17 protein-coding genes, 3 tRNA genes and 1 other RNA gene are annotated in these 26,337 nt (G+C 58.6%); 13 read left to right on the top strand and 8 right to left on the bottom strand.

Going from position 1 to position 26,337, the window contains the following annotated elements; translation table 11 throughout:
• Positions 1 to 281 precede the first annotated feature (281 nt).
• A tRNA-Ser gene (locus tag ACYQ00_RS04045) sits at positions 282 to 345 on the bottom strand.
• 197 nt (positions 346 to 542) lie between these two features.
• Here ACYQ00_RS04045 and ACYQ00_RS04050 point away from each other — a divergent pair.
• The 10 genes from ACYQ00_RS04050 (at position 543) to ACYQ00_RS04095 (ending at position 14,290) form a co-directional block, all read left to right on the top strand.
• Positions 543 to 1,787: a tyrosine-type recombinase/integrase gene (locus ACYQ00_RS04050; protein WP_460030894.1), complete on the top strand. Its 1,245-nt coding sequence runs from the start codon at positions 543 to 545 to the stop codon at positions 1,785 to 1,787.
• Positions 1,788 to 1,845: 58 nt separating this feature from the next.
• Positions 1,846 to 2,034, top strand: coding sequence for a type II toxin-antitoxin system HicA family toxin (locus ACYQ00_RS04055; protein WP_460030895.1), 189 nt, complete (start codon positions 1,846 to 1,848; stop codon positions 2,032 to 2,034).
• A 12-nt stretch (positions 2,035 to 2,046) separates the two neighbouring features.
• On the top strand, positions 2,047 to 2,448 hold the full coding sequence (locus tag ACYQ00_RS04060; RefSeq protein ID WP_460030896.1) for a type II toxin-antitoxin system HicB family antitoxin: 402 nt from the start codon (positions 2,047 to 2,049) through the stop codon (positions 2,446 to 2,448).
• Between the two features lie 438 nt (positions 2,449 to 2,886).
• Positions 2,887 to 3,708, top strand: a complete 822-nt coding sequence (locus ACYQ00_RS04065; protein ID WP_460030897.1) for a hypothetical protein — start codon at positions 2,887 to 2,889, stop codon at positions 3,706 to 3,708.
• Between the two features lie 192 nt (positions 3,709 to 3,900).
• Positions 3,901 to 4,068 carry a hypothetical protein gene (locus ACYQ00_RS04070; protein ID WP_460030898.1) on the top strand — a complete coding sequence of 56 codons (168 nt, stop codon included), beginning with the start codon at positions 3,901 to 3,903 and terminating at the stop codon, positions 4,066 to 4,068.
• A 78-nt stretch (positions 4,069 to 4,146) separates the two neighbouring features.
• Positions 4,147 to 7,314: a DEAD/DEAH box helicase gene (locus tag ACYQ00_RS04075; RefSeq protein WP_460030899.1), complete on the top strand. Its 3,168-nt coding sequence runs from the start codon at positions 4,147 to 4,149 to the stop codon at positions 7,312 to 7,314.
• 724 nt (positions 7,315 to 8,038) lie between these two features.
• Positions 8,039 to 8,356 (top strand): type II toxin-antitoxin system PrlF family antitoxin, encoded by a 318-nt coding sequence (locus ACYQ00_RS04080; protein ID WP_460030900.1) that lies wholly within the window; start codon positions 8,039 to 8,041, stop codon positions 8,354 to 8,356.
• Positions 8,356 to 8,760 (top strand): type II toxin-antitoxin system YhaV family toxin, encoded by a 405-nt coding sequence (locus ACYQ00_RS04085; protein ID WP_460031323.1) that lies wholly within the window; start codon positions 8,356 to 8,358, stop codon positions 8,758 to 8,760. Before ACYQ00_RS04080 ends, ACYQ00_RS04085 begins: the two co-directional genes overlap by 1 nt.
• A gap of 184 nt (positions 8,761 to 8,944) precedes the next feature.
• Positions 8,945 to 11,944 (top strand): hypothetical protein, encoded by a 3,000-nt coding sequence (locus tag ACYQ00_RS04090; protein WP_460030901.1) that lies wholly within the window; start codon positions 8,945 to 8,947, stop codon positions 11,942 to 11,944.
• A 126-nt stretch (positions 11,945 to 12,070) separates the two neighbouring features.
• A complete protein-coding gene (locus tag ACYQ00_RS04095; protein ID WP_460030902.1) occupies positions 12,071 to 14,290 on the top strand; it encodes a hypothetical protein in 2,220 nt (739 codons plus the stop codon).
• Between the two features lie 39 nt (positions 14,291 to 14,329).
• Here ACYQ00_RS04095 and ACYQ00_RS04100 read toward each other — a convergent pair whose 3' ends face one another.
• The 7 genes from ACYQ00_RS04100 to ACYQ00_RS04130 form a co-directional block, all read right to left on the bottom strand.
• Entirely contained in the window at positions 14,330 to 17,239 is a 2,910-nt protein-coding gene (locus ACYQ00_RS04100) for a type I restriction endonuclease subunit R (RefSeq protein WP_460030903.1), read from the bottom strand.
• Positions 17,232 to 18,416 (bottom strand): restriction endonuclease subunit S, encoded by a 1,185-nt coding sequence (locus ACYQ00_RS04105; RefSeq protein WP_460030904.1) that lies wholly within the window; start codon positions 18,414 to 18,416, stop codon positions 17,232 to 17,234. The genes ACYQ00_RS04100 and ACYQ00_RS04105 overlap by 8 nt, the downstream gene beginning before the upstream one ends.
• Positions 18,391 to 19,395 (bottom strand): hypothetical protein, encoded by a 1,005-nt coding sequence (locus tag ACYQ00_RS04110; RefSeq protein WP_460030905.1) that lies wholly within the window; start codon positions 19,393 to 19,395, stop codon positions 18,391 to 18,393. The genes ACYQ00_RS04105 and ACYQ00_RS04110 overlap by 26 nt, the downstream gene beginning before the upstream one ends.
• A gap of 78 nt (positions 19,396 to 19,473) precedes the next feature.
• Entirely contained in the window at positions 19,474 to 20,508 is a 1,035-nt protein-coding gene (locus ACYQ00_RS04115; RefSeq protein WP_460030906.1) for a PDDEXK nuclease domain-containing protein, read from the bottom strand.
• A gap of 14 nt (positions 20,509 to 20,522) precedes the next feature.
• The gene (locus ACYQ00_RS04120; protein ID WP_460030907.1) at positions 20,523 to 22,073 is read right to left on the bottom strand and encodes a type I restriction-modification system subunit M; all 1,551 of its coding nucleotides are present in this window, start codon (positions 22,071 to 22,073) and stop codon (positions 20,523 to 20,525) included.
• A 234-nt stretch (positions 22,074 to 22,307) separates the two neighbouring features.
• Positions 22,308 to 24,023, bottom strand: a complete 1,716-nt coding sequence (locus ACYQ00_RS04125) for a type I restriction-modification system subunit M (RefSeq protein WP_460030908.1) — start codon at positions 24,021 to 24,023, stop codon at positions 22,308 to 22,310.
• 1,369 nt (positions 24,024 to 25,392) lie between these two features.
• Positions 25,393 to 25,467: transfer RNA gene (locus ACYQ00_RS04130), tRNA-Lys, on the bottom strand.
• A 108-nt stretch (positions 25,468 to 25,575) separates the two neighbouring features.
• On the opposite strand from ACYQ00_RS04130, the gene ACYQ00_RS04135 reads away from it, so the two are divergent.
• From ACYQ00_RS04135 to ACYQ00_RS04145, 3 genes are all read left to right on the top strand, one after another.
• A tRNA-Ser gene (locus ACYQ00_RS04135) sits at positions 25,576 to 25,665 on the top strand.
• 9 nt (positions 25,666 to 25,674) lie between these two features.
• An RNA gene (ffs, locus tag ACYQ00_RS04140) (signal recognition particle sRNA small type) lies at positions 25,675 to 25,770 on the top strand.
• Between the two features lie 153 nt (positions 25,771 to 25,923).
• Positions 25,924 to 26,322, top strand: coding sequence for a response regulator (locus ACYQ00_RS04145; protein WP_460030909.1), 399 nt, complete (start codon positions 25,924 to 25,926; stop codon positions 26,320 to 26,322).
• Positions 26,323 to 26,337: the final 15 nt, after the last annotated feature.

Consider the following 26,337-nt stretch of genomic DNA (forward strand, 5'->3'; position numbering starts at 1 on the left):
CAGTCCTGCTGTCCCCCAAAATAGCAACCGCCCCCGCCCTTCTCTTCGCCTCCTGCTGTGAGCCAGCATGTGCCAACCACTCTGCCACGACGAGCCTGCATCAAGCAACACCGAAGCCAGAACCGCACGCATCAGCCCACCCCTCGCAATCCGGCCACCTGCCCGCAGTCCCTGCCCAATGACCGGACAGCTGTGGCCCGCCGCCCTTGCGGCAGGGCAGCAGCACCGCGCGGACCAACACAAAAAAGGCGCTGAGGATTGCTCCTAAGCGCCTGAAATGCTGGTGGGCCGTGATGGGTTCGAACCATCGACTCTCTGATTAAAAGTCAGATTTTTACCTTTCCCTGCGCTTCCCGCAATTTCATTAATTCACATTATTCTAGATAAATAGACAATAGCACTTTCCCTAGCTTTCCCTTGACGTCACCTTGCTTCAGGCATAAAAACGTACCCATACCGTACCCAAAAGCCCTGCGGACACTTGGTGCGATCAAACTTTCTGGGTACGGTTTTGGGTACGGTTTTTTCAAGGAGCTTACGGCATGGGTGACAGGAAGTGGACTAAAGCCGGCAAAGGCATCGAATACCGGGACCATGCCACGCGCAAGCACGGCGTGAGGCCTGACAGGTATTACCGCATCCGATATGCCCGCGAAGGCAAAGACGTTGCCGAATGCCTGGGCTGGGCTTCGGAAGGCTGGACCCTGGACAAGGCCACCCTGGAGAGGGCGCGGATTGTCCAAGCTATCAAATCTGGCGAAGGCCACCAATCGCTTTCGGAGAAGCGCGAAGCCGTCAAAGCCAGACGCGAAATGGAAGAAGCCGCCGCCCGTCGCGCTGCCGCAGAAGGCCGGACCTTCCTGGACATCTTCGAGACGGAATATCTCCCGGCCCAGTCAACCCAGGGCAAAAAACCCGTCACCATCGCCAACGAACGTTCCATTGTTCGCCGCTGGCTTGGTCCTGCCCTGGGCGACCGCCCCTTGAAGGACATCTCTCCCTTCGACCTGGAGAAGCTGAAAGCGTCCATGGCCAAGGCCGGCAAGACCCCGCGCACCTGCGAATACGCCCTGGCCGTGTTCCGGCAGGTGCATAACTTCGCCACGCGTCACAATCTGCTGGACGCCTTCAACCCCATGGACAAGGTGAAGGCCCCGCGTCGGGACAACCGCCGACAGGCCTTCCTGACCCACGAGCAGGCGGCCACCCTCTTGGATGAGCTGGCCAAGCACAGCCAGGACGTGCATGATCAGGCCTTGATCTCCCTGCACACCGGCGCACGGGCCGGCGAAATCTTCCGCCTCAAATGGCAGGACATCAACCTTGCCCACGGCGTCATCACTTTGATGGACACCAAGAACGGGCAAACACGTCAGGCCATCATGACGGCGGAGGTCCGGGCCATGCTGCAACGCCGCAAACCTGGCGCGCCTGCTGCGTTCGTCTTCACGACCAAGGACGGCCAACCCGTGGCCAAAGTCTCCAAGACCTTTGAGCGGGTTGTGGCCTCCCTGGGCTTCAACGAAGGCGTGGACGACGAACGGCACAGACTCTGCTTCCATTCCCTACGCCACACCTTCGCCAGCTGGATGGCCATGAGCGGCGCGGACGTCTTCACCCTCAAGGAGGCCATGGGCCACAAAACTTTGGCCATGACCATGCGCTATTCCCACCTCATGCCCTCGCACCTCAAGAAGGCCGTGGCCGGCTTCGAGGCCAGCTTGCAGCAGGCCCATGAAGCGAAAGCGCGCAAGGTGGTGGCGTTGCGCAAAATCGAAGGCGAGTAAGACGCAGACCAATGGCAGCTGGCCTTGACCAACTTCACGATCCATATTAGTATATATTATGCACAGCAGGGAAATCATCCGCCGGCTTGAGGCAGACGGCTGGCAGGTTATCCAGACATCGGGCAGCCACTGGCAGTTCAAGCACCCAGAAAAGCCGGGCCGGGTGACTGTGCCGCACCCAAAGAGGGACGTTCCCGCCGGCACCCTGCGTTCCATTGAGCGGCAAGCAGGCCTGCGCCTGCGGTAGGAGAAAGAGGCCATGCCGAGCTACATCGGGATCATTCACAAGGACACGGACAGCGACTACGGCGTCAGCTTCCCGGATTTTCCGGGCTGCATCACCGTGGGCAGCACCCTGGACGAAGCCGGACGCATGGCCCAAGAAGCGCTGGCCCTGCACGTGGCAGGCATGCGCGAGGACGGCGAGGCCATTCCCGACCCCATGCCCCTGGACGAAGCCCGCGCCCATGAGTTCGCCCAGGACGCCGCCGCCTTCATCGTGGTGGCCATCCCGGACGAAGCGCCAAAGTACGTGCGCATCTCCATCACCGTGCCGGAAGACGCCCTGGCCAGGATCGACAATTACAGCAAGGCCCAGGGCATCCCGCGCAGCACGTTCCTTGTCCAGGCCGCGACACGGGCCATGCAGGCAGGGGCGTGATGGAGCTGAACCCCGATGCACAGCCCTGGCGCGAAGCTCTGTGCGTCCAGGAAGTGGACGCACTTGCCGCCTGCCTGCGTAACGCCCGCGACCGTGATACCTGACGCAAAAGGCTAATGAACCGCCATTTCGTTCGAAACAAACGACGTTGTGTTGGCTCTGCTCCCAACAACCATCCCGCAGACGCCCATCTGCAGCAGCACTGGAGCAACTGACCACACTGGTGCACAGCCCCCGCGCACTCCACCACATCACAGAGTATACATTTCGATTCCTCTGGGTATTCTGGCCTGGTAAAAGCTCTGGGTGACGACACAAATGCACGTCTACAGGACTGCCCAGGCCCTTCGTGAATGAATGCGATGCTCTTTACTGCAAACTCCTTGGTGGAAAACAGTATCCTTAAAGTAGCGTATCATAGCACCTTGCGATAATCCTATGGCGACACAACAGACTGACTCCATCCATGCTGTGGAACGGTTTTTCTTCTGGCTGTGGGAATACCAGCGGCGCAATGCCGGGTTCCAAAAGACTATTGAGAAAGAGATCGAGAAGCTGCGAATACTAAGCAACTCCTCTGATCCGATTCTCTCTGAAAAGCCTCCGCCAGGATACTTCTATCGCTTTATGCAGTTGGAAGGCACTCGCTCGATTGACTGGGAGTGCGAGCAACGTCTCGAGGAGTTCAATGCATGGATCACCATAGCCCGGGATGGAATAATCCGCCAGGGACTGCTGCATAGCGGGTGCCGGATGATTAGCAAGGAGTCCACCTCTGCAGATCTTGTTGTTGCCGTGGTAAAAAAGGCTGGCTTGCCAAGGCTGCAAATTGAGGTCGTCGACACGCCCCGCAACACGGTGCAGGTCCTGGAGCCGCCTTCGGGTGGGCGCCCCGCCAATCTCAACGTGGATTTTGACGCACCGCTCGATACAATTTTCTCTGACTTCAAACACTTGCATGACTATTACAACCTGGAAAATTATAGTGTTGCCAGCCGGTTGGAATACATCAGTATAATATTGCGACTTGAGGGGCATAGCTTGGGGCGATTAAGCGGGGACTATTCTCGCGCCAAGGGATTGTACATCTGGGACCGAGTCCATGCCGACGGCCTGACTCAGTCCGCCGCCGTGGAGCAGCTTGCCCGCCTCCTGCCCCGCGGCGACATCGAAATGGAGGACGAGCTCTGGCGCTACCGCATCACTTCTGAATGTATTGAAAAAATTAATGTTGTCCCCATGCGCAAACGTCGGAACTAGCAAATTCTTCGTAGTTCCCTACAACCCTACGCATTCCCTCCATATGCTGCTCCCTGCATCCGGCGGACTCCCCCGTCGCACCAAGCGCAAGGAGCAAAGCATGCCTCACCACCCTGTCACCGTAGAGCACTTCCTGGAAAATGGCCTGCCCCAGTGGTCTGCCGCACGGACGCAGCCAAGGCCACCGGGGGCTTGATCTCACCCAAGCAACTGGCCAACCTGGACTGTGAAGGCGCCGGCCCGCCCGAAGTCCTGCGCCTGGGCCGCGAGGGTCGGGGCAAGGTCGCATACCCGGCGGCCAGCTTTTTTCAATGGGTGTGCGAGCAGCTGCACCCAGTCGAACACCGGGCGCGGGGCTAAGGATGGGCTTCATCCAGGATAGCCAAAGTAGTCGCCGCCCAGGAAACGCTTCAGCTGCGCTGCAACGACGCCTGGGCCATGCTGCCTGATCTGGCCACACTCGTAACCACCATCAAGACGGGCGTCTTTGAAAAAAAAGCCGCATGGCGGCGTATTCCGCTGGGCGAGGTTCCCGACTTCGCCCGGCGGATACCCCACGCCGACTGGACCACGGGCCGCGTCAACATCTACCTGCGAGCCAGTTTCGAGACACCTGCCGGCGTGGCCTATTGGCCGTGCCTGGACGTGGAGGCCAGCAGCGAGCATGACAATGTTGCCGCGAACCTTGCCGCTGCATTCGAAACGGCGCTTGCGTTTGAGCAGGCCGGACTGTGGAGCCATGAAACCCAGGTGTTGCTCACCGGGCGCGGCCTGCGCTTCATTTGGCCTTGTCTCATCCGCCCCGAGCACGGTGAGCTGTACCAGCATTTCCTGAAGGACCGAGTTCGCTGGCCATGCATCGACGCAGGGCCAAACCGCAAGGGTACGCCCTTGCGTCTGGCCGGCTATCGTGGGCACCTCAAGCAGGGCACACCACTTAAGCGCCGTATCCACATGCTTGCGGATCCCTGGCAGCTGTTCGAGCTGGACGAGGTCGAATACCTGCGGTTGGTGGACGGACCAGGGAGCCCAGACGAGCATTGCGCCATCGTGGAAGCCATCCTGCCCCGCACCTGGGCAAGGGTGGAGCACTCTTGGAGCCGGTTCCTGGAATCCTACCGTCGGCAGGTGGCCCTGGCCTCCTCGTTGGTGGAAGTGGTCCTGCCGCGCCCGGAGAAAACACGCCGCGCCCTGCTGGCCGCCGTCCTGGCGCATGTTGAAGAGGATCTCGGCATGACCCCACGTGTGGTGGATTGCGGTGGGCGGGTTATTTACCAGCTGCCGACCTGCCCCTTGTGCGGCAGGGACGGCAAGGCCTGGATTACTGGAAGTGGTCGGATAAAATGTTGGCGCGCCACCTGCGAGGCTTCCGCCAGTGAGGGCGGCGTATCGCCCTCGAAGTGGATTGAGGACTTTGCTCCCGAATTGCCGGACCTGCCGGAGCCGGCTTCCGCCCTGACGCATGGACAGGCCCTGCCATTGGAAGAGGCTCGCGCCCTGCTGCGCCAAGCCTTCGAAGGTCAAGGCAACGTCCTCATCAACGCCACGCCGGGTCTGGGCAAGACCCATGCCGCATTGGACTACCTGCAAGCGTTTTGCGCCAACGGTGGCAGGGCCGTCTATGCCGCGCCCACGCACGCCCTGGCTGAAGAGGTGGCGGACAAGGCCCGTCTGCGTGGCATCGACACGGCGCGCGTTAAGGGCATGCATGCCGACATCTGCGGTCCGCAATGGGCAGACGCACAATCATTCATCCAACGCGGCTTCTCTCCCGTGGCCATGTACTGCCGGCGCAAGTGTCCGCAACGTGAAGGCTGTTCCTACCTGCAGCAATCCGAATCGGCCCCGCTGATAGTCACCTCGCATGCCTGTCTACCGACTCGGGAATGGAGTGCGGACTTGTTCGTCATCGACGAAAGCGCCGCTGCGTCCCTGCTGGAGTCCCAGGCCGTGCCGTGGCCCGCCATGGAGACCATTGCCAGCCGGTTGCCCAGCGACAGTGCCAACGTCATCCGCGCCGTGGAGGATTGTTGCCGCGAGGCACTGGCCCGTCTCCAAGCCACGGACAAGCAGCACGTTCACGCTCGGCTGTACGCCTCACGGCCACCAGAAGGCCATGAGCGCGCCTGCAGTCTCTGGGAGGTGCTGTGTGTGCCGGACGTCGCCTTGACCGCCTTGCAACGCGACCTCGCCGCATTTGAGCAGGGCGCGGAAGAAAACTGGTTGCGTTGGCAATGGAGACTGTGGACGGAAGGCTTGAACCTGCGGGCCATGCGCTGGCTGGAGGAGGCCCTATCGGCAAAGGCTGATCTCGCCGCGCCGGGCTCCGTTTACCTCCACGTAGCACGCAGCAAGACGGAACCCTTCCACATGGTGCGGGTGGTCAACCACGCCGCAAGCCTGGGTCAGGAACGCCGGCTGATCCTCCTGGACGGCACTGGCGACCACGCCGAAGCCGAGGGCCTGTGGCTACGCCCCATCCAACCCATGCGCATCAAGGCGGCAATGCCGGACCTCAAGACCGTCTGGCTTCGGCGCGGCCTGGGCAAGGGCCGGACGCTGCAGCTCTCGCCCCGGCAACTGGAATCCCGCCTGCAAGACTGCATCAAGCACCTGCCGCCCGTTGCCTCTGGCGCGCATGACGTGCTGCTGCTCATGCATCTGGCCCGCGAAGGAGAGGCCCTGGCCACTGCGCAAGATTTGGACCCTTCGCGCAACTGGTCTGGCCTCCACCACTTCGGCCCCCGTGGCGTGAATAGCTGGGAGGATTGCCAGGCCGTCATTGTCCTGGGCACGCCCACGGCCAGCCCCGCTGGCAGCTTGGACGCTGCCTGTACGCTTTTCCCCACGCAGGAAGCGCGCCTGCACTGGATAGCCAGTCTTGGCAGGCGCGACCTTGCGCAAGGCATTCACCGAATTCGACCCATAAGAGGCGGCAAAACCATTGTCGTCATGGGCAGCCACTGGCCAGAAAACTTCCCGCCGCCCGGACTGATCCTGGACGGCCGCCGCAAGGCCGGCACCTTCCCGGAAGCCCTGCGACGCCTCCGCGCGTTCGTCGATACGCATGGCTTCATCACGCAGGAAATCGCCGCGCTCCTGGGCATCGGCTGCGGGCCAGATGGGCAGGAACTCCTGAATCGCGCCACATCGCTGCTGAAAGCCCACAAAAACGACAAAAATGAAGGCCAAGGGAAGGTGAGGGACGTAGAATCAAAGCTTTCTGGTAATCATTGCACTCTAATAGACTATATTATTAGAGTGCAAAAATTTTCAAATGACTTGGATTCTACGTCCTCTGACGTCCCCGGGAAGACAAGGGAAGGAATTCTGCTTCCAGATTGTGCTGCGTGGTCAAACCTCCTCACCGCACTGCACCAGGAGACTGGTCTGCCAGCCTTGGAGCACCATCCAATCGGGCGCACCAGACCGCAGGCATGTCTGGGGCACCTTGACGCGGCGGAAGCCTTCTACCGCGCTGTTGGAACGCATTGGAGCCCGGATCATTGGCAGGGCCAACCTCGCAGCTCCACGCCGATTGACATATCTGCTCTGAAAGGTGTGGGAACATGCCGCCCGCACGCCACGCAGGCCGAAGACTGGTGATTTTGTGAAAGCACCCCTCAAAAGCCCACTCTCCACCCTGCCCCCTCGCGAGAAATGGCCAGAGAGCACAACATACCAAAAAGCAGAGCGGAATCCGCTTGGCCAAATCCAGGCCCTGAGAACGCAATGCTAAGGCCAGAATTTCTATGCCTCAAACGTCCTGGAGGACGACGATGCACCACCAAAGTTTGCCCACGCGATCCCACGATACGCCCGGCCAGGAATTCGAACCACAGGAAATTTGGGGCCTGGAAGCTATCGCTTTCGTGCTTAAATGCTCTAAAACGACACTTCTGAGGAACATGAAAGACCCGAGATACAGCATTCGGCTGCACCAGATCATCCGCAAACGCTTTGGCCGCTGGATGGCCTACGAGGACGATCTTGATTCCTTTAAAAATTGATCTTTCGTAACTATCCACCACAAGACGAGTACCTTTCTCTAAAGAAGGGGAACGCGCTCTCCTTGCTTTCGGGTATCTGCTTTCCAACGTCCCCTTTTTGCCGAAAAACTTGAAAACGACGTATTGATGGGCGCAACCGGTCCTTATCACTGAAAGTATTAGAGATTTACCCTCCCCCCTGGCACGGCGCATGCGACGCGGGCTGCTAGCGAGAAGGCAAGACTGACCACCCGGGAGGGCCTCCCCGGCTACCTGCCACTCCTCCTTGACCTTGTAAGGATTATTCCTTACCCTCTTAGGGTCGAACCAAGGAGCTTCTCATGGGCACCATTCACGAACTCGCCTCCATCACATCCAAGGGACAGATCACGCTGCCGAAATCCGTCCGGCAACTGCTTGGCGTGGGCGCTGGCGACAAGGTCGCCTTCGAACTGGACGGCTCGCGAGTGGTTGTCAGCCGCGCCGAAGAGCAGCCGCATACGGACCCGGCCATCGCCGGTTTTCTCACGCTGCTGGAGCAGGACATCCGTAGTGGCCAGCATCTCGGCACGTTGCCCGAGGGGGTGGCGCAGTCGATGATTGCGGCTGCAGGCACGCCTCCCCTGGAGGATGAGATCGAAGGCGACGTGGCACTGTGATGCAGCGCCACGGCTGGACCCTGCTTTTCCATGACTGCCTGATCGAGCAACTGCAGCGACTGGTGCAGGCGGCAGCGCGAGCCATGGCCCGGAACCCCGAAGAGGCCGCCTCCAACGCCAACGTCAAGCTGTTCCGCGCCCTGTCCCGCCTCATCCTGGAGACCGTCCCCGGCGATCCCAATCGCGAGGACTACCGACAAGGCAACACCATGGGCCCTGCATTCCGGCACTGGCGGCGGGCCAAGATCGGCAGGCGCTTCCGGCTCTTCTTCCGGTTTGACTCCAACGCCAAGATCATCGTGTTCGCATGGGTGAACGACGAGCAGACACTGCGCTCGGCCGGCAGTCTGTATTATACCAGCGGTCCGACCTCTCTCGGGATAAGCACCAGCTCTGGCTCCTAGCTCTCCAAGCAGCCAGCATGTTCGGATGTACGTCCTTGTTGCGGCAGAAGACGCCGTGCCATCGGGTGTTTTCTGCCAAATGGTATGGCAAAGCAAGCTTACTTCGGGTACATGGATTCCATGCTGCGGCAATGTCAAAGTATCCTCGCATGAGACTATACACCCTTACCCCCACCTGCCAGCCATGACAGCCAAAACGATCACCATCGATCTGTCCCAGTCCAGAGAAGCGACCTCCAGCCTGAATCGGGAGGGCCTCATTCAGCAGGAAGCCTTCTCGCAATTCTGCGAGCTGCTCAAAGGCATTCTGGCGCGCATTGAACCATTCAAGGCGTCGCTGCAGGGTATGCGGTGGCCCATGCGGACCCACGACGTGATCACCGTGGACGGCGTGCGCGGTTCGGGCAAGACGACCTTCATTTTGAGTGCCTGCAAAATCCTGTTGGAACCGAACCGCAAGGAGTATGAGGCCTTCTCGGAAGTGGAATTCCTGGACATCATCGACCCCACCCTGGTGGAAACACGAGAGCATGTCTTCGTCTCCATCATCAACGCCATCCGGGACCGAGTTGATGAACACTTCCGCCGTCATGACCATGGCGACGCCCGCCACAGGTACGAACAGTGGAGCAAAAGCCTCCTCCCCTTGGCCGGCGGCATTACCATTCTGGACGGGATTGGCAAGGATCCGCTGGACAACGAAGAGTGGATGGACGAGCAGTACGTGCTGGAGCAGGGGCTGAAAAACGCGCGCAGCGGCAGCAGACTGGAGCGGAATTTCCACGAGTTCGTCAAGGAAAGCCTGGGCTTTTTGAACAAAAAGGCCTTTCTCCTGGTCTTTGACGACATTGACACGGACTTTTCCAAGGGCTGGGGCGTACTGGAAATCATCCGAAAATACCTGACCACCCCCCAGCTCATGGTGGTCCTTTCCGGCGATCTCAAGCTCTATTCGCTGCTGGTGGAAAAGCAGCAATGGGAGCGGCTGGGGCAGAACATGATAGCGGAAGTGGATGACGCGAACCGTTTCAAGCCCATCGTGAGCGAGCTGCAGGATCAATACCTGCTCAAGATCCTCAAACCGGCCCATCGCATCGAGCTCAGGGGGCTGGAGCATTACAGCGCAGCTCCCTATGTACTGCGGGTCACACGTTCTGCGGCTGAAAAGCAGTCGGAATCAGACATCAGTGCCATTTTTGATGCCTTCTGCACCAACGTGTTGCACCGCAAGGCCGTTGGCGATAAGCGGCGCCTCGTCCAGATGCTGCTGCAACGCCCTCCCCGCACGGTCATTGCCCTGCTGCAGGCCTATGCCGATGCGCTCCGCAACGACAACACGGAGCAGGAAAAGAATGCTCTGGATAAAGCCGGTGTCGCTCCCGGCAAGATGCAAGGACTGTATCTGGCCCTGGCGCATGTCTTCCACATGGGCCTCACTGAAATGGGCTACAGTGCCGCAGAGCTTGAACGCTTCGATCCTTCCCGCTCCATTGAACGGCTGATCGTCCAACTTAACAGGAATGGCCTCTTCGGAAATGGCGCGAGCCTGCGGCCTGTGTTCACCAACGACCTGCGCAACGACGCCCTGATGTGCCTAAGCGGTGTGTTTGCCTGGCACATGGCCAGCCAGCCGACTGCCTACCTGCATTATTTGCTCAAGCTATGCCTGACTGAGGAGGTGATTCGCGACCAGCAACACCCCGAAATCATTAATGCATACATGCGGCACGTCAATCTCCTGGGCGGCGAAACCACCTTGCACATTGCCAGGAGCTACCTCTCGTTTTGTCATGCCCAGCCCATCGCTCAGGTGCGCCGCCCTGCCTTGGAACAAGGTACCATCCTGGTTCGCGCGCCAGGCAAATTCAATTTGTCTGATATTCGAGATCAGCTGTTCCGTGAGGATGAGGGCGAGTACACAGCTCGCCTTGCCGGGCTAAAGGCTTATTGGTCAATTATTGACACAACGAAAACCGCACAGGGAGTCATCCAAGGAGTTTTCCTCAACACCATGGACAGCCTGGCCAAAGGCATCACCTCCTGGCACATCCATTTTGCGAAAATTCCGTATTCCATCAATCTCATCTTCGGAAAGAGCAATCCTCATTATTCATTTTTCAGCCTCTTCGGGGCGTTGGGAACGCTGCTGGAAGGCGAATCCCTGGACGCGGTGCTTCCAGTGGCCAGTCAGACCCGCATGTTCCCCGTGTGGCAATCTGAAGCTCGAAAAGCCATCCGGCCGCCAGATATGCCTGACGAAGAAACTGGCGGGGTACTGGACGACAACAACGAACGCGCGCCCATTGATTCTGCATTTGATGCTTCCTGGAACACTTGGAGAAAAATGTTACCATTGAAACTTGGGGGCGTTTCCTCCACTGCCGTGCTGGCCAGGGCCTGGACCAGATTTTACTACAGTCTTACATCGATATCTCAACAACTGGAACGGTTCAATTGCCTGGCCGGCATTGTCATGCACCGCTGGATCGTCGCCTTTTTGCATTCCGTGCTGCTGGAAGAAGCCTTGGAGGCGTTTGGACCGCAATTACCGGGCGGCGACAAGCTCATCCTCGAGAACGCCATCACTAGCGATACTACCTTTATGAACCTGGTGCGAAAGTTGAGAAAAACATTGGGGTCTGAGAACAATCAAGCATGGGGAAGTACTTTCCCTCTGTTCAATTGGTTTTACTCTTGCCCGGTCTGGAGTCTCTATTTGGACAGCATGGAAACCAAGGAAAAGGTGCTCGATCACAACCTCAACTACCTGCTTCAGCGAGGTATCATCCAGGACCTCGACTCCTTCAGGCAGGCCCTGCGGGTCCAGTATGCGATGGCCAAAGAACCCTATCCCAATCTTTTCCCGCTGCTCAACTCCATGCTCGTAGTTGGCATGTCGCACACGATAAACGAAGATGAATTTATTGAAGATCATCTGGAAAAAGTCAGGTGGGCTCAGGTGCTGACGGATAATCAGCCTGAGCTGCGGGCTGCCTGGGAACAAAGAATTGCAACTCGAAAAGACAGAGACACCGACGAGGGAATTGTGTTCTCCATCCTTAGGGAAGCAATGCAACGCTGGGAATATCCGTATAATGAGTTGATCCTGACATCGAGCAAAAATACAAGGATTTTCAAGGAAGATGTCTTCCCGCTGTTCAAACAGTACGTCCTCGACCAATAACCCACCATGCGGCCCCTCTCCTGCCATCTCCACGAATCCCTGCTTTCCTCCATGGAAATCCTGGGGGAATATTGCTGTGGCCGGCTGTGTTCCACCAAGGAGCTGCGCAGTCTGGTGCGTGTTACAATGCGACAGCGCACGGGCTATTTGCCGGATTACCAGTATACCAATCTCCAGAAGCGCCTGTATGATGGTGAGGGTGGGGACGTTACCACCCTGCTTTCCAAGGCATTGTTCGGTATGTCGGACGCCTATCTCCTACACTGCGACGGGCAGGTCCAGGTGCAATGGGAGCGCTTTGACGACTGGCAAGATGTGATGACGCGCCTTTCGCCCCTGGCGCTGGTGGCGGCTGCGTTGTGCACGCATGCCAAGGAGGTGGCGCTGGTCGAGCCCTGGTCGCTGGTGCCCGACGCGGTCAAACATTCCGCCCTGCCGCATATGGGCAACCCCATCCTTGATGATCTGCTGGCCAAACGCGGGCTTGCGGAACTGCATCTGCACCTCAACGGGAGCTCCGAGGCGGACGTCATCTGGCTGGACGCCCTGGCCCGACCGCGCCTTACCTACAAGTCCCTCAAGAAGGCGTTTGGCGAGAAAATTGATGAGCAACTGCGCCAGGTGGCGTTTTTCTTGTCGCCCTACCGCATGTACAGACTCTTGCAACTCGCCGGTTGGTTGCGGCACAGGCTGATCAAACACCTCTTCGGCCAAGGAGAGCTCAGCCCGCGTGATCTTGCGGAATGGTGCAATGTCAACATGCTCTTGCCCCCTGGCGAACCGCCATCCTCCAGGGAGCATCCCATGCGCCGCCATGTGGAGCCTCGGCTATGGGAGGCAACACCCCTTGCGCTCGAAGTGATCTTTCTGACTCGCGCCATCCATGCCCTCACGTACTCCAATGAAGCATTTGGCCATGCCCTGCATTGCTACCTGCTCATCCAATCCTGCTTCAACAGGCTGCTGGTGCAACAACTTGAGCAGAATGGGTTCGACCAGTTCCAGCGCATTGCCGACAACAAGCTCCGAGATCCGTTGGAAAATGAGCGCTACCGGGACCGGTATCAGCAGCTCCTGGAGCACATGCCGGGCCGGGCGTGTCATATTGAAGGACGCTTTTCGCCAAAAGCAACCTGCAAGGAGAACTGGCTTCTTCTGAAGAAAATCACCGAGCAATGGACCGAAATCTGTCCACCCGATGCCACGCTCGCCCTTGTGGCGCATTTTATTAAGAAGCCGCCCAAGGACAAGTTTTCATTCTGTCGACACCTCAAACTGAGAACGCAGGTGAGACATCTTGGATGGTGTCTCGCAACCATCAGGGAGCGCCTGCCGCAGTTTCCCCTGTGCGCCATTGATGCCGCAGCCAACGAAATGCACGCCCCGCCGGAGGTATTTGCGCCGGTCTACCGCTTCCTGCGCAGCAGGGGGTGGCACAACTTTACCTACCACGTTGGCGAAGATTTCGTGCACCTCGCCTCAGGACTGCGAGCCATATACGAAGCCCTGGAGTTTCTGCAGCTTGGATTCAAGGATCGCATTGGCCACGGCACCGCGGTGGGGCTCGATCCGAAACTGTGGCGCGAGCGCACGGGCGGAAGCATCATCATTCGCAAGCTGGAGTGGTTGGATAATCTGATTTTTCTGTACGAACTGCTGTCTCAGGAACCTGCGACAAGCGAATTTGGGCCGCTGCTCAAGGCCAAGGCAGAGGATGCAGCGCAAGAGCTGTACGGTGGCGGCGTCTGTTTTTTCAACGTACGGAAAGCTTGGCGCTTGCGGGCACTTGACCCTTTTATCGCGTTCAATCTGCAAGAACCCTCCGTGCTGCCCTTCTACCAACAGGAGCGCGCAAAGGCTTTGCAGGTGGAGAACGGCGAGAAAGAAGCCTGGCAGCTCTTCATGCGGTACCATCAGGACATGCAATTGCGGAAAGCTGGAAATCTGTTGAAGGAAGTCCAGGTGGACGAACTCTCCGACGCAATCTATGAAGCGGCGCAGCGAGCAATCGTGAAGCTGCTCAAAACTCGTCGTGTGGCCGTGGAAATAATGCCAACAAGCAATGTGCGCATCGCCTGCTATGAAGCTTATCGGGAACACCACATGTTCCGCATGCTTGGGCTTGGGGACAATCCCTTGCCAGAGCATCCAGACATGGTGCTTGCCAGTGACGATCCAGGCATTTTTTCCACATCACTTCGAAATGAATATGCGCATGTCTTCAAATCGCTATGCGACTTGGGGCTTTCCGAAGGCGAGGCGCTTGGCCGGGTACAGTGCCTGCTGGATGCCTCCTGGGCTTACCGCTTTTGTTGCCCGAGCTCTGGATCTGCTTGCCCGAAGTAGCGCATTCCCTTCTTGTGAGAAGTGGTTAATGGCCGCACGTTAGTAATACTGCCGAATATACCCATACGCCTTGTCAAAGAGATCCTGGTCTTTGACCTTGTACTTCACGTACACCACCTTGCGCAGGGCTTTCTGGACTTCGCGCTCGCCGGCCTTAGTGTTTTGCCAGCCGGGGAATCGGACCAGGCGCACGATCTCGTCGATATCGGCCACGATGCGCTCCACCATGACCGGTGTCTGCCCGTTTTTTACCTCGACGAACAGTTCGGTCAGGGCGGCCTTGGCCTTGGCCTGCTCATCGACCGGGTCCACCTGCTTTTCGGCCTGGACTACCTCCTTGGCCAGGGTCAGCAGCGCCTTGAGGAAGTCGAGGCTGTGCAGCAGTCCCTGTTCATGCCGTTCCTTGAGCTTTTCCAGGCGCTCGCCCAGGGCGACAAAATTCGGATTGTCCTTGTGCTTGCGCAGGCGGGCGATAAGCTTGATCTCGAGTTCCTTGGATTTCTTGTCCGGATCCTTGGCATCGAGCAGGCCCTGGAGGACCTCGGCATCCATGACCAGGGTGTCAAGGTCGTCTCGCACCGTCTCCAGATGCACGTTTTCATGGACCAGTTCGATGGTCTTGGCGCCCAGGGCGTGCCAGAGCAGTTTGCCGTTACCGCTGGGTGGTTTTACCGATTCATAGACCTGGGTCAGCCACTTGTAGTCCTTTTCATAGGGGCCGAGGCAGGGGTCTGGAGACAGCGCCTCCCACAGACGGGCCAGCACCGTATATTCCGCCGCGAACTTGTCACGGGTCTCATTGTTGGGCAGGCAGTCCTGTGCCGCAATCAGTCCCTCATAGCCGCCAACGGTGCGGTCCACCTTGGGGAAAAAGGCCAGGCATCTCGTCACCACGCCGGGCAGCTCTTTTTTGAGGTCGTCCAGGTTGGTGATGACCTGCTGCACTGCCTTCTCATCGAAATCCAGAGCCGTGGCTACGTCATCAAAGATTCCCAGGTAATCCACCACCAGGCCGTGGGTCTTGCCGGTATAGACGCGGTTGGTGCGGCAGATGGCCTGGAGCAGGTTGTGGTCCTTCATAGGCTTGTCCAGGTACATCACCTGCAAAATGGGCGCATCGAAACCGGTCAGGAGCTTGGACGTGACGATCAGGAATTTGAGCGGATCGTTCTGATCGCGGAAACGATCCAGGAGGGTTTCTTCCTCGTCCTTGGATAACCGCCATGGAGCGTAGTCGTCGGATTTGCCGCCCTGGGTGTGCATGACGATGGCGCTGGCCTCCGGGCCGACAAGCTCGTCCAGGACGCCCTTGTAGAGCACGCAGCATTCCCGGTCGAAGGTCACCACCTGGGCCTTGAAGCCGTTGGGTTCCACCTTTGCCCGGTAATGGTTGACAATATGCTGGCAGATGGCGTTCACCCGCGCTGGGGCCTTGATGAGCACGGCCATATTGGCGGCCCGCCTGGCCAAGTCGTCACGGTCCTGCTCGCTCAGGGAATCGGTCATCTGGGCGTAGGCTTCGTTGATGGCATCCTTGTTGATACGCAACTTCACGTCCACGGCCTCAAAATGCAGGGGCAGCGTGGCCCGGTCCCGTATGGAGTCCTGGAACGAATAGCGACTCATGTAGCCCTGGGCATCCTCATCCGCGCCAAAAGCCCAGAAGGTGTTGCGGTCCCTCGTGTTGATGGGCGTGCCGGTGAGGCCAAAGAGAAAGGCGTTGGGCAGCGCGTCGCGCATCTTGCGTCCCAGGTCGCCTTCCTGGGTGCGGTGGGCTTCGTCCACCATGACGATGATGTTCGACCGCTCGTTCAGCCGGCCGCCGGCCTCGCCGAACTTGTGGATGGTGGTGATGATGATCTTGCGGGTGTCCGCGGCCAGGAGGCGTTGCAGCTCCTGCCGGGTGGCGGCTCCGACCATGTTGGGGATGTCCGCGGCGTTGAAGGTGGCGCTGATCTGGGTGTCCAGGTCGATGCGGTCCACCACGATCATCACCGTGGGGTTGCCAAGGGCAGGATGCATGCGCAGCTTCTGGGCCGCGAAGACCATAAGCAGCGACTTGCCCGAGCCCTGGAAGTGCCAGATAAGCCCCTTCTTGGGAAAGCCCTTGACCACGCGTTCCACCATCAGATTGGCGGCCTCGTACTGCTGATAGCGGCAGATGATCTTGATGCGCCGGTGTTTCTTGTCCGTGGCGAACAGGGTAAAATTCTGCAGGATGTCCAGCACCACCTGGGGGCGGAGCATGGCGCGGATGGAACGCTGCACATCCGCAAGCGTCCCCTCGGCCTTGTTATCGCCCTCGTGCCACGGCCCCCAGAGGTCAAGAGGCATGCGCACCGAGCCGTAGCGGAAGCACTTGCCCTCGGTGGCGAAGGACAGGACATTGGGCACGAACATCTGCGGCACGCTGCGCTCGTAGCCATGGTGGATGTCGCTGGCGGCGTCCAGCCAGGTGACGGCCGGGCGCACCGGGGTCTTGGCCTCGCCAATCACAAGCGGGATGCCGTTGACCACCAGGACGATGTCGAAACGGCGGCCGCCCTCCCGCACCGGGTAGACCCACTGGCTGGTGACCACGCAGTCGTTGTTGCTGAGATTCTCGAAATCCATGAGCCGCACCGGCGTGTGTTCGCCTCGCTCGCCGAAGGGCATGGACTTCTCACCCCGCAGCCATTCGGCGAACAGCTCGTTGGCCCGCACCAAGCCTTCGCTCTGTACCGACAGAGGAATGGTCCGCAGGCGATAGAGCACCTCGTCGGCGCGGTCGGGCTGGGCGGCGATGTCCGGATTCAGGCGGATGAGGGCCTCGCGCACCATGGACTCCACCAGCACGTCGGCAGGCTGGCGCGGCAGCTCCTCGGCGGGGATGAAACGCCAGGGGCTCCCCGTACCGGCGCACAACGTGTCGAGCACCAGCTGTTCAACGGTGTTGGTTTCGTTAAACATGGGTTCCTTCAATGAGGGCTCGCGTTAGGGCACCGATTTGAATCTTTGATGACTCGAGGTGATGACGACACGCTTCGATTGTCGTATCAATGGCAGCATATCGTTGGCATAGTTTTTCTTGTTGATCCATAGAGGGCAAGAGAATCGGAATGGTTTCAAGAACTCCTTTGTTGAGCTTAAGCCTTGTCGCTCCCTGCTTAGAAAGATAAGGCCCTATGTCACGGTGCTTGAAGTAGTAGTAGATGTATTTGGTAAGACACTTTTCTGTCCCCCGAAGAATATGTGCGTGATTATTCACATTGAATCGACCGGACACTAACTGAGTCATAGCCCAGTCATTAAACTTTGTGAAGTGGTCTCCATCTTCACCAATAAGAACATACTCACCTTCTATGCGGTATTCGTTGAGACTATCCAGCTTTCCAGTTGGCCCATAGTAAGGATATTGCCCCTGGATCTTTGTCCGCTCGGCCTTCGAAATTGGCTTGCGTAAATTATTCAGTATTTGGCATACCTCACCAACCTTTGCGAATTTCCAGTCAGTCGGGATTTGTGAAGAACTACCAAAACTTGAGAAAGAAAGGCTCTCTCTTTGGTAGGTTTTTCTGAAAATTATCTGGTCCTCAAGGAGCTTATAGTGTGATTCCTTTGCCTCATCCGCCGCCCACAAAATTTCGGCAATGCGCTGCTGTTCCGCAAGGGGCGGAAGGGGGAACTCCTGCTCGCGGAGCGTCTTCCAATTAATTGTCGGGGAGAGCGAGCCCACGGATATTTCAATGGCCCGCTCCATGAACATGTCGGATTGCAGAAAGAACGGCAGAAACTCCGGCAGGATCAGCTTGGGCTTCGCCCGCACCACCATGGCATGCGCCGAGCAGATGCCGTCAAACTCCGCCACGGCGAGCTTGCGCTGATAGGCACGGCGGCGACCGAAAATCACATCGCCCTTTTTGAAGGTTAGTTTCTGCCCGGTAACATCGGACGGATGCCCCCATTGGCGCAGGTGAATTGTGCTGGGGTCAAGATGCTCCAGCCCGACATAAACGTCGGTCTTGGCATCGGCGGGATCCACCCGCACGGCAACGTTCTGGGCGATGTCCCCGAACTTGACCATTTTCCAGTCGGGCTTGAGGGAACCACTATGGGATGCATCACGCACGGGGCGGCCCTTCTGCATTGATGGCAAACTCCAGGATGGAAATGCCGCGTCCTCCCTCTTCGTTGTCCTCGCGATCTCTTGCCGGCACATCAGGTGGACCGTCCATGCCTGCCGGGAAGTCCGAGACACTGAAACCCAGGTGCGACAAGCGAGAGAAAAATGGCATCTCGCCGGACAGGAAATGCAAGGCCATCATGCCCCCCCGCGCCCTGGTTGTTCCTCCAGAGGCGCGCCCCATAAACTTGGAATGGCGTTCTGCGGTGATCGTCGTCAAATCTTCGATGACCTTGTCCCACCCTGTTGCAAAGTGGTGAACACGTTCATTGTATGTCTTGCCAGAATCACCCATGATGAATTCCAGCACATCCCTGGCAAAGCAGCGATGGTGCGTGAGGTGTGGCTCTGTGGGGTGCGCGGTCATCGCGTAACAATAGCCGCGCATCAAATAGCAGAAGCCAGGCGCGCAACAACAGGGAAACTCGGGATGCGTATCGCCGCAGAGCAGCAAATACTTTGCGGCATCATACAAGTCTGGTCCCCTGACATGCCGCGTCTCGCCATTCAAATGCGGCGTGGAGCGAACATATTCGAACCTGGGCCACTGCGCATACAGATGGTACTGGTTCTTGTTGTCTGGCTTCGCCGGCAAGGTGGCGGTCTTTTTGGCTTGCAGGAGCATGGCCCGCCGGTCAACTGCGCTGCCGGCATTGTACGCCGTGCGCAGCAGCAGAAGGTCGCCAATTTCCACGGAAGCCGGAGTCGCGGCAGGAAAGCTTGGGGCTGTTACAAATGGTTGCGCATGCACGAACACGCCGCCTGCCTTCAGGGAGTTGCCGCCAGAAAGCGAGACGGCATTCAGTCGCCGTGGCAGATGCCAGACAAGATTGGCCACAAGCTGCGGCTCATGCTGCGTGGGGTCTCTAAATGCGGTACGGAACGCCCTGTGAATTTCTTTAAGCAGGACCATATGATCATCAAGTGGCAAGTTCCAACGCATAGCACCCTCCGCTTGGCCTCGGCTTGTTATGGAACATCCTCGCAATAGCCATAGCCGCACGTATAGGGTGACACACACTCATTCGTCAATCCCCTCCAGCAGGGCCGCGATGGCCTCCGGCGGGGGCAGGTGGCCCCGCAGTTCCCTGGGCAGCGTCTGGGTGATTTCGTAGGTAGCCACGCCGATGGGCGTGTGGGTGTGGTGCAAGGCGTACTCCACGATGGTCCGGTGCTTTTCCTTGCAGAGAATGATGCCCAGGGAGGGGTTCTCGTCCTCCTGGCGGATCTGCCGGTCCAGCGCGGTGAGATAGAACTGCATCTTGCCAACGTGCTCCGGCTTGAACGCGCCAATCTTCAGCTCGATGGCCACCAGACAGCGCAACCGGCGATGGAACAGCAGCAGGTCGATGAAGAACTCCTGGCCGTCCACTTCCAGCCGGTACTGGCTGCCCATGAAGGCGAACATGCCGCCCATGGCCCGCAGAAAGGCCTCGATGCGGGCCAGCAGCGCCCGCTCCAGCTCCCGCTCGTTGTGTTCTTCCCCCAGCTCCAGAAAGTCGAAGGTGTATTCGTCCTTCACTGCCAGTTTGGCCTGGGCGCGCAGCGCGGGCGGCAGGGTCTGGTCGAAATTGGTCTGGCCGAGCAGGGACTTCTCGTAGCTTTGGTTTTCAATCTGGTGAACAAGGACATTCTTGGACCAGCCGAACTTGCGGGTCATGCGGATGTAGAACTCGCGTTCCAGGGGGTCCTTGCACTTGCTCATGATGACGAGATTATGCGCCCAGGCAATTTCTCCAACCAGTGGTTGGAGTCTTTCATGGCTGCTGTATTCCAGATAAAATTGGCGCATGTACCAGAGGTTCTGCACCGAAAAGCCGGCGGTTCCGGGAAATTCCCGCCGCAGGTCCGCAGACAGGTGCTCCACGACCGACCTGCCCCATCCGGCTTTTTCCTGACGTTCGGCAATCAGCCGCCCGATGTCCCAGTACAGCCCGACCAACTCGGTATTGACCGTCTTCAAGGCGGCGTACTGTGCCGAGCGGACGCGCTCTTTCACCTCGGCAAGCAGATGCGCGTAGTCCGGGACGGGATGGTTCGTATCCAGTTCGCTCATGGTATCGTCCGCTTTCAAGAGTTCGACCGTTGCTCGCTGGATGCCCCGGCCAGGTTCCCGGCGCCGGGTGCATGGTCGGTGTGCCCTTCAAGCAACGCAAAGAGCTCGTCCATGGACTCCCGTAGCGCCATGGAGCTTTCCTGCCAGTTGGCAATGGCCTGGGCAAGGCTGATGGTGTCGGCGGCTTCAGGCCCATTGCCATTACCATTGCCCGCCCGCACATACAGCGGGATGCTGAGGTTGCAGCCCTTCTGCCGAATGTCGTCGTTGCTGACCACGCGGGTGAAGCCGTCCTCGTCGGCAAAGGCCTGATAGGCGGCGACAATGCGCTGGATATGGTCGTCGGTCAGAAAGCTCTGGGCCCGTTCCCGGGTCACCTCGTTCACCGCGTTGATGAACAGCACCTTGTTCCGGCGCTCCCTTGGCTTGTGCATGCGGCAGATGACGACGCAGGCTTCCATGGGCGAGTTGTAGAAGAGGTTGGGGCCGAGGCCCAACACGCACTCCACTACATCGTGAGCGACCAGCTTTTCCCGCATGGCCTGCTCTTCGTTGCGAAAGAGGACGCCGTGCGGAAACAGGATGGCGCAGCGGCCGCTCCTGGCCTTCATGCTCTTGATGATGTGCTGCCAGAAGGCATAGTCGGCACGCCCCTGGGGCGGGGTGCCGTAGATGTTCCGGCCCCACGGATCGGCGGCCCAGGCATCGCGGTCCCACTGCTTGATGGAATATGGCGGATTGGCCAGGACCACGTCAAACTGCATGAGCCGATCGCCCTCGACAAAGGCGGGATGGGCCAGGGTATCGCCCCGGACAATGCGAAAGTCCTCGATGCCGTGCAGGAACAGGTTCATCCGGCCAATGGCAGACGTGAGCAGATTGCGTTCCTGGCCGAACAGCTGCAGATTCCGCCACTCCCGGTTCTGCCGTTTCAGGTGGGAAACGGCAGAGAGCAGCATGCCCGCGGAACCGCAGGTGGGGTCGTAGATCGACTCGCCCGGCATGGGCTCAAGCATCTCGGTCATCAGATGAACCACGGTGCGGTTGGTATAGAACTCCGCCGCGGTGTGGCCGGAATCGTCGGCAAACTTCTTGACCAGGAACTCATAGCCCACGCCCAGTTCATCCTCCGGGCAATTGGCAAGCGAAAGCACCTGCGCACTGAAGTGTTCGATCAGCTCGCGCAGCATGCGATCCGGCAGGCGGTCCTTGTTGGTCCACTGGGCATCGCCGAAGACGCCGTACAGGGTATCGGGATTGGCCGTCTCGATGACTCGCAAGGCATCCTGAATGGCCGTGCCCACATCTTTCACCTTGGTGCGGGTGGCATTCCAGTGCGCGTCTTCCGGGATTTGAAAGCGATGCAGCTCCGGGAGCGCGGCGTATTCCTGGTCGCCGCCGGACTCCTCCAGGGCGTCTGCCAGTTCTTCGTCATAGACGTCGCACAGACGCTTGTAGAACAGCAGGGGGAAGATGAACTGCTTGTAGTCCCCGGCATCAATGGTGCCACGCAGCAGGATGGCTGCGCCCCAAAGATAGGATTCGAGTTGGGATTGGGAAATCACCGCTCCTGTCTCCGGAAAATCTTGAGCCCGCAATGGGTGCATTCCCACGCTGGATCGTCATCGCTGACACAGCAACCGCCAAGCGTGATCCGGCCTTCATTCATTTTTCGTTCTAACTTCTCATCGAAGGCGGGCATGCCAAAGAGGATGCTGGCCAGAGGGGCCTGCCCGCATTCGGGACATTTCCGTGGTTTCTGCGCACGCTCGACTCGGGTTGATGCGTTGCTCATGCCATCAACCCCTCTTTTTGAGTAGCGCCTTCAACCGATCCTCGGCCGCATAGGCCGCCCGCAGCGATTCCTTGAGGGTGGCGAGGGCTTGATCAATGGTCATGGATTCTTCATCGATCACCGGCTCCACGTAGCGAGGAATATTCAGGTTGAAATCGTTCTCGCGGATTTCGTCGAGGGTGACGACCCGACAGATTCCTTCCACATCCTGATAACCCTCGTACCAGCGATGGATGTTGTCCACGTGTTCGGGAAGCAGCTCATTCTGGGCACGGCCGGTCTTGAACTCCTTCGAGGCATCAATGAACAGCACCTTCTGACGGTGGGCCTTGGGTTTGCGGTCGCGGAAAACGAGCACACAGGGAGCGAGGCCGGTGCCATAGAAAATATTCTGGCCGAGGCCGATCACCGCCTCGAGGATGTCCATCTCCAGCAGCTTGCGCCGGATCTCGCCCTCCTTGGACATGCGGAACAGCACGCCATGGGGAAGGACCACAGCCATGCGGCCGGTCTTGCGGGCCATGGACTTGACCATGTGCTGGACCCAGGCGAAGTCGCCGGATTTGGCTGGCGGCAATCCCGCGAAGTTGCGGCCGTAGGGATCATTGATCCAGACGTCTTCCCCCCACTTTTCAAGGGAAAACGGGGGATTGGCAATAACACAGTCAAAGGTGGCGAGGCTGTCTCCTGAATAGAAGGCGGGCATGCGTAGGGTGTCGCCACGTTCGATATGGAAATCTTCCGCACCGTGGAGAAAGAGGTTCATCCGGGCGATGGAGGATGTGGTCAGATTCTTTTCCTGGCCATAGAGCTTACCCAGCATGAGGTTCTCGTCGCCGCCATGCTCTTTGACATGATGCAGCGCCTCAAGGAGCATGCCGCCGGTTCCGCAGGCTGGATCATAAACGGTCTCGCCGGCTGTGGGCGCAAGGATGCGCACCATCAACGCAACCACGGAGCGCGGGGTATAGAATTCACCGGCCTTTTTATTAGTCAAGTCGGCAAATTTCTTAATAAGATATTCGTAGGCTTGACCAAGGATGTCCGCCTTGCAATATACATTGCCCAGATTGAGCGACGAGAAGTGCTCTATCAGGTTCTTGAGCAATGCATCCGACAAACGGTCTTTATTGGTCCACTGGGCATCACCAAAAATGCCGTGTAGTGTGTCCGGGTTGGCCTGTTCAATACAGCGCATGGCCTTTTGAAGCGCATGTCCAACAGTGGCGCTCCTGGCACGCACATCGTTCCAATGGCAGCCTTCAGGGATCTGGAAACGATGATTCTCGGGGAACTGTGCGAATTTGATGTTGCCGTCAGACTCTTCCATGGCTGTTGCGATTTCTTCGTCATAGACATCAGAAATTCTTTTAAAGAATAACAGCGGGAAGATGTATGCCTTAAAATCAGCAGCATCGACCGGACCTCGTAGAATGTTTGCGGCTTCCCATAGTTTGCTAGAGAGCTGACTTGTATTCATGTTTGGCGATTTGTCATTGCGGTTAAACCCGAAGAACAACGGCGACCAGAAAAAACAAGGCCTGTTATGCACTGGCGCAGTGCGTCCATATATGCCCCAGTCGTGCTGCTCCGTCCAGTGCAGCCAGTACGAGGGAATCCATCCAGCACCAACCCACCAACATCCTGAACTGGATTGCCCTAGGGTTTTCTGGGCACCTGCCTCCCTAAAGCTCACGCCGCCCCTGCCATCGCCGCCCACTGTCTCGCCCTAACCTGGGCCGGGCTCCGAAGTCCTGCTTCGATTCGGGCGCGTCAAAGCCGTAGAGCCTCACTTTGACCTACACATGGTCCGCACGCAGGACAGTGATGGTGTCGCCATCAGTGATGCGGACAGCTTTCCCCTGCAACGCATAGAGAGGTACCGGGGACAGGATCACCCAGCAAAGGAACAATAGGGTTATTTTTTCCATTCCTGCTCTCCGTAGCGAGAAGAGGCCCCGTCAGTCTGGACAGATTCGCGGCGTTCGTAAGGTGGAGTCCGGGGTGTCGGGTTATGCCCCGTCCCCACTCTGTTCTTCCAGATGTACCGTTTCCGGAGCAGCCCTCCAGTAACGGCACGCCATGCTTAATTCTGTGGGCCGCAGGCCGTCAAAGACCGACTCCAGCCGGCGGCGTGGCACAGGCACAGCAATCCACCCCTACCCCGTCACCCCCAACTCCGCCCCAAACGCCAACTCCGCCACATCCTGGATGAACAAGTTCGTCGCCGCCACCCGGAAGTAGTGCACGGACGGCGCTGTCACATTCAGTCCTTCATCGTCGCAGACGTCCCGCTGCCCGTGTAAACCAGCTTGCCGGTGTTCTCGGGGTCAAAGCCCGACGTTTCGCCGCTATAGAACTTGTAGCCCGTGGCCCCGGAGACTCCGGTCCAGGAGAGGAGACGCCGTTGGAGAGCAGGCTGGCCAGGGCCAGGGTCGTGGGGGCGGCTCGGTGTTCGCCGAGGCCGTGCTGGCCATCGGGCTCCTGGACGCCTACCAGCAGCCCCGTCTCTACGGACCTGCCGCCCCTCGTCGGAACAATACTACTATACGCGATTTCGCCGGCCTGATTTTATGGTGAAACGATAGGTCCAGGAAGTTTCTAGCATTCGCCGCACGTGCTCAAGGGACTGGTATTTGGGCTGGCCCAGCTGGCGTAGGGAGGGGAAGACGTGGGCGTATTCGAGCGCAGGCAGGAGGTGAACCTACCAGGGACGTCGCGCGCTGTCACCGGGCATCGATATAGAGCCAAACCCGGCACGGCTCACTCAAGGAATCCATGGCTTGAAGAAAGCCGGCAGGTCATACCCGCCGCCTGGGAAAGCTCCCCGCATTGACGGCGAGCCCATCCGCGCTTACTTCCTTTCAATAACCACTGTGGCCCGAGTCCGCGCCAAGGGTCGAAGCAATTCGATGATTGGACTGCGCCCTTTCCCACAGTGGTTTTTTTGCGCCCTGTGTCCGGTATGGCTGGGCTGTTTTCGGCTGCTTCACTCGGCCCGTTGTCTGTTTTTCCGTACCCATACCGTACCCAAACAGCCCACCCCAAAGAAAAAGGCAGCAAGACCTGCGTCTAACTGCCTGAATTTCTGGTGGGCCGTGATGGGCTCGAACCATCGACTCTCTGATTAAAAGTCAGATACTCTACCACTGAGTTAACGGCCCTTGCGAAAGAACGGCTTTGTACCTTTTCCCTTCATTGCTGTCAACAACAGATTCTTGAAAAAAGTCCTTGCGCTCTCTGGACGATCGTTGTACTAACCCTCTTCCCGCGGAGAGGTGACCGAGCGGCCGAAGGTGCACGACTGGAAATCGTGTGTACCCGAAAGGGTACCGAGAGTTCAAATCTCTCCCTCTCCGCCACCCTGTTTTTTCAGGGAGCTGGGCGGCAATGGCGCTGCCAACCCCGTCAGGCCCGAAAGGGAGCAGCGGCAACAGACGCTGTTGGGCGCCCGGCTCCCTCAAGGGCGCGCTGTGTACTGCACAGCGCGCCCTTGCTTTTTTCTTGGGCAACGCAAAAAAGCGTTGCGTTCCTCGTTTATTTCGGTAACATCCCCCTATTCGCACTCCTTTTTGCAGCCTGTTACGGCGCGTGGCCTCACGAATCTTAGGAGAATCCGCATGCGCGTGCTCATCGTGGAAGACGACTTCACCAGCAGAAAGTTGATGCAAACCATCCTGTCGCCTTACGGCGAGTGCGATGTGGCCGTGAACGGGCGCGAAGCAGTGGAAGCGTTTCAACTCGCCTTGGACAACGAAAACCCGTATGATCTGGTTTGCATGGACATCATGATGCCAGAGATGGACGGCCAGGAAGCCCTCAAACAAATCCGGGCCATTGAACGTGCCAAAGGTGTGCGCGCCTCGGATGAGGTCAAGGTTGTCATGACCACGGCCCTGGATGACCCCAAAAACGTGGTGGAAGCCTACTACAAAGGCGGCGCCACCTCCTACATCCCCAAGCCCATTGACCGGCAGCTCTTCATCCACCTGCTGCGCAACCTGGGGCTGATTCAGTAACCCCGCGCTGCGCTG

The organism is Megalodesulfovibrio paquesii (genome assembly GCF_054653055.1).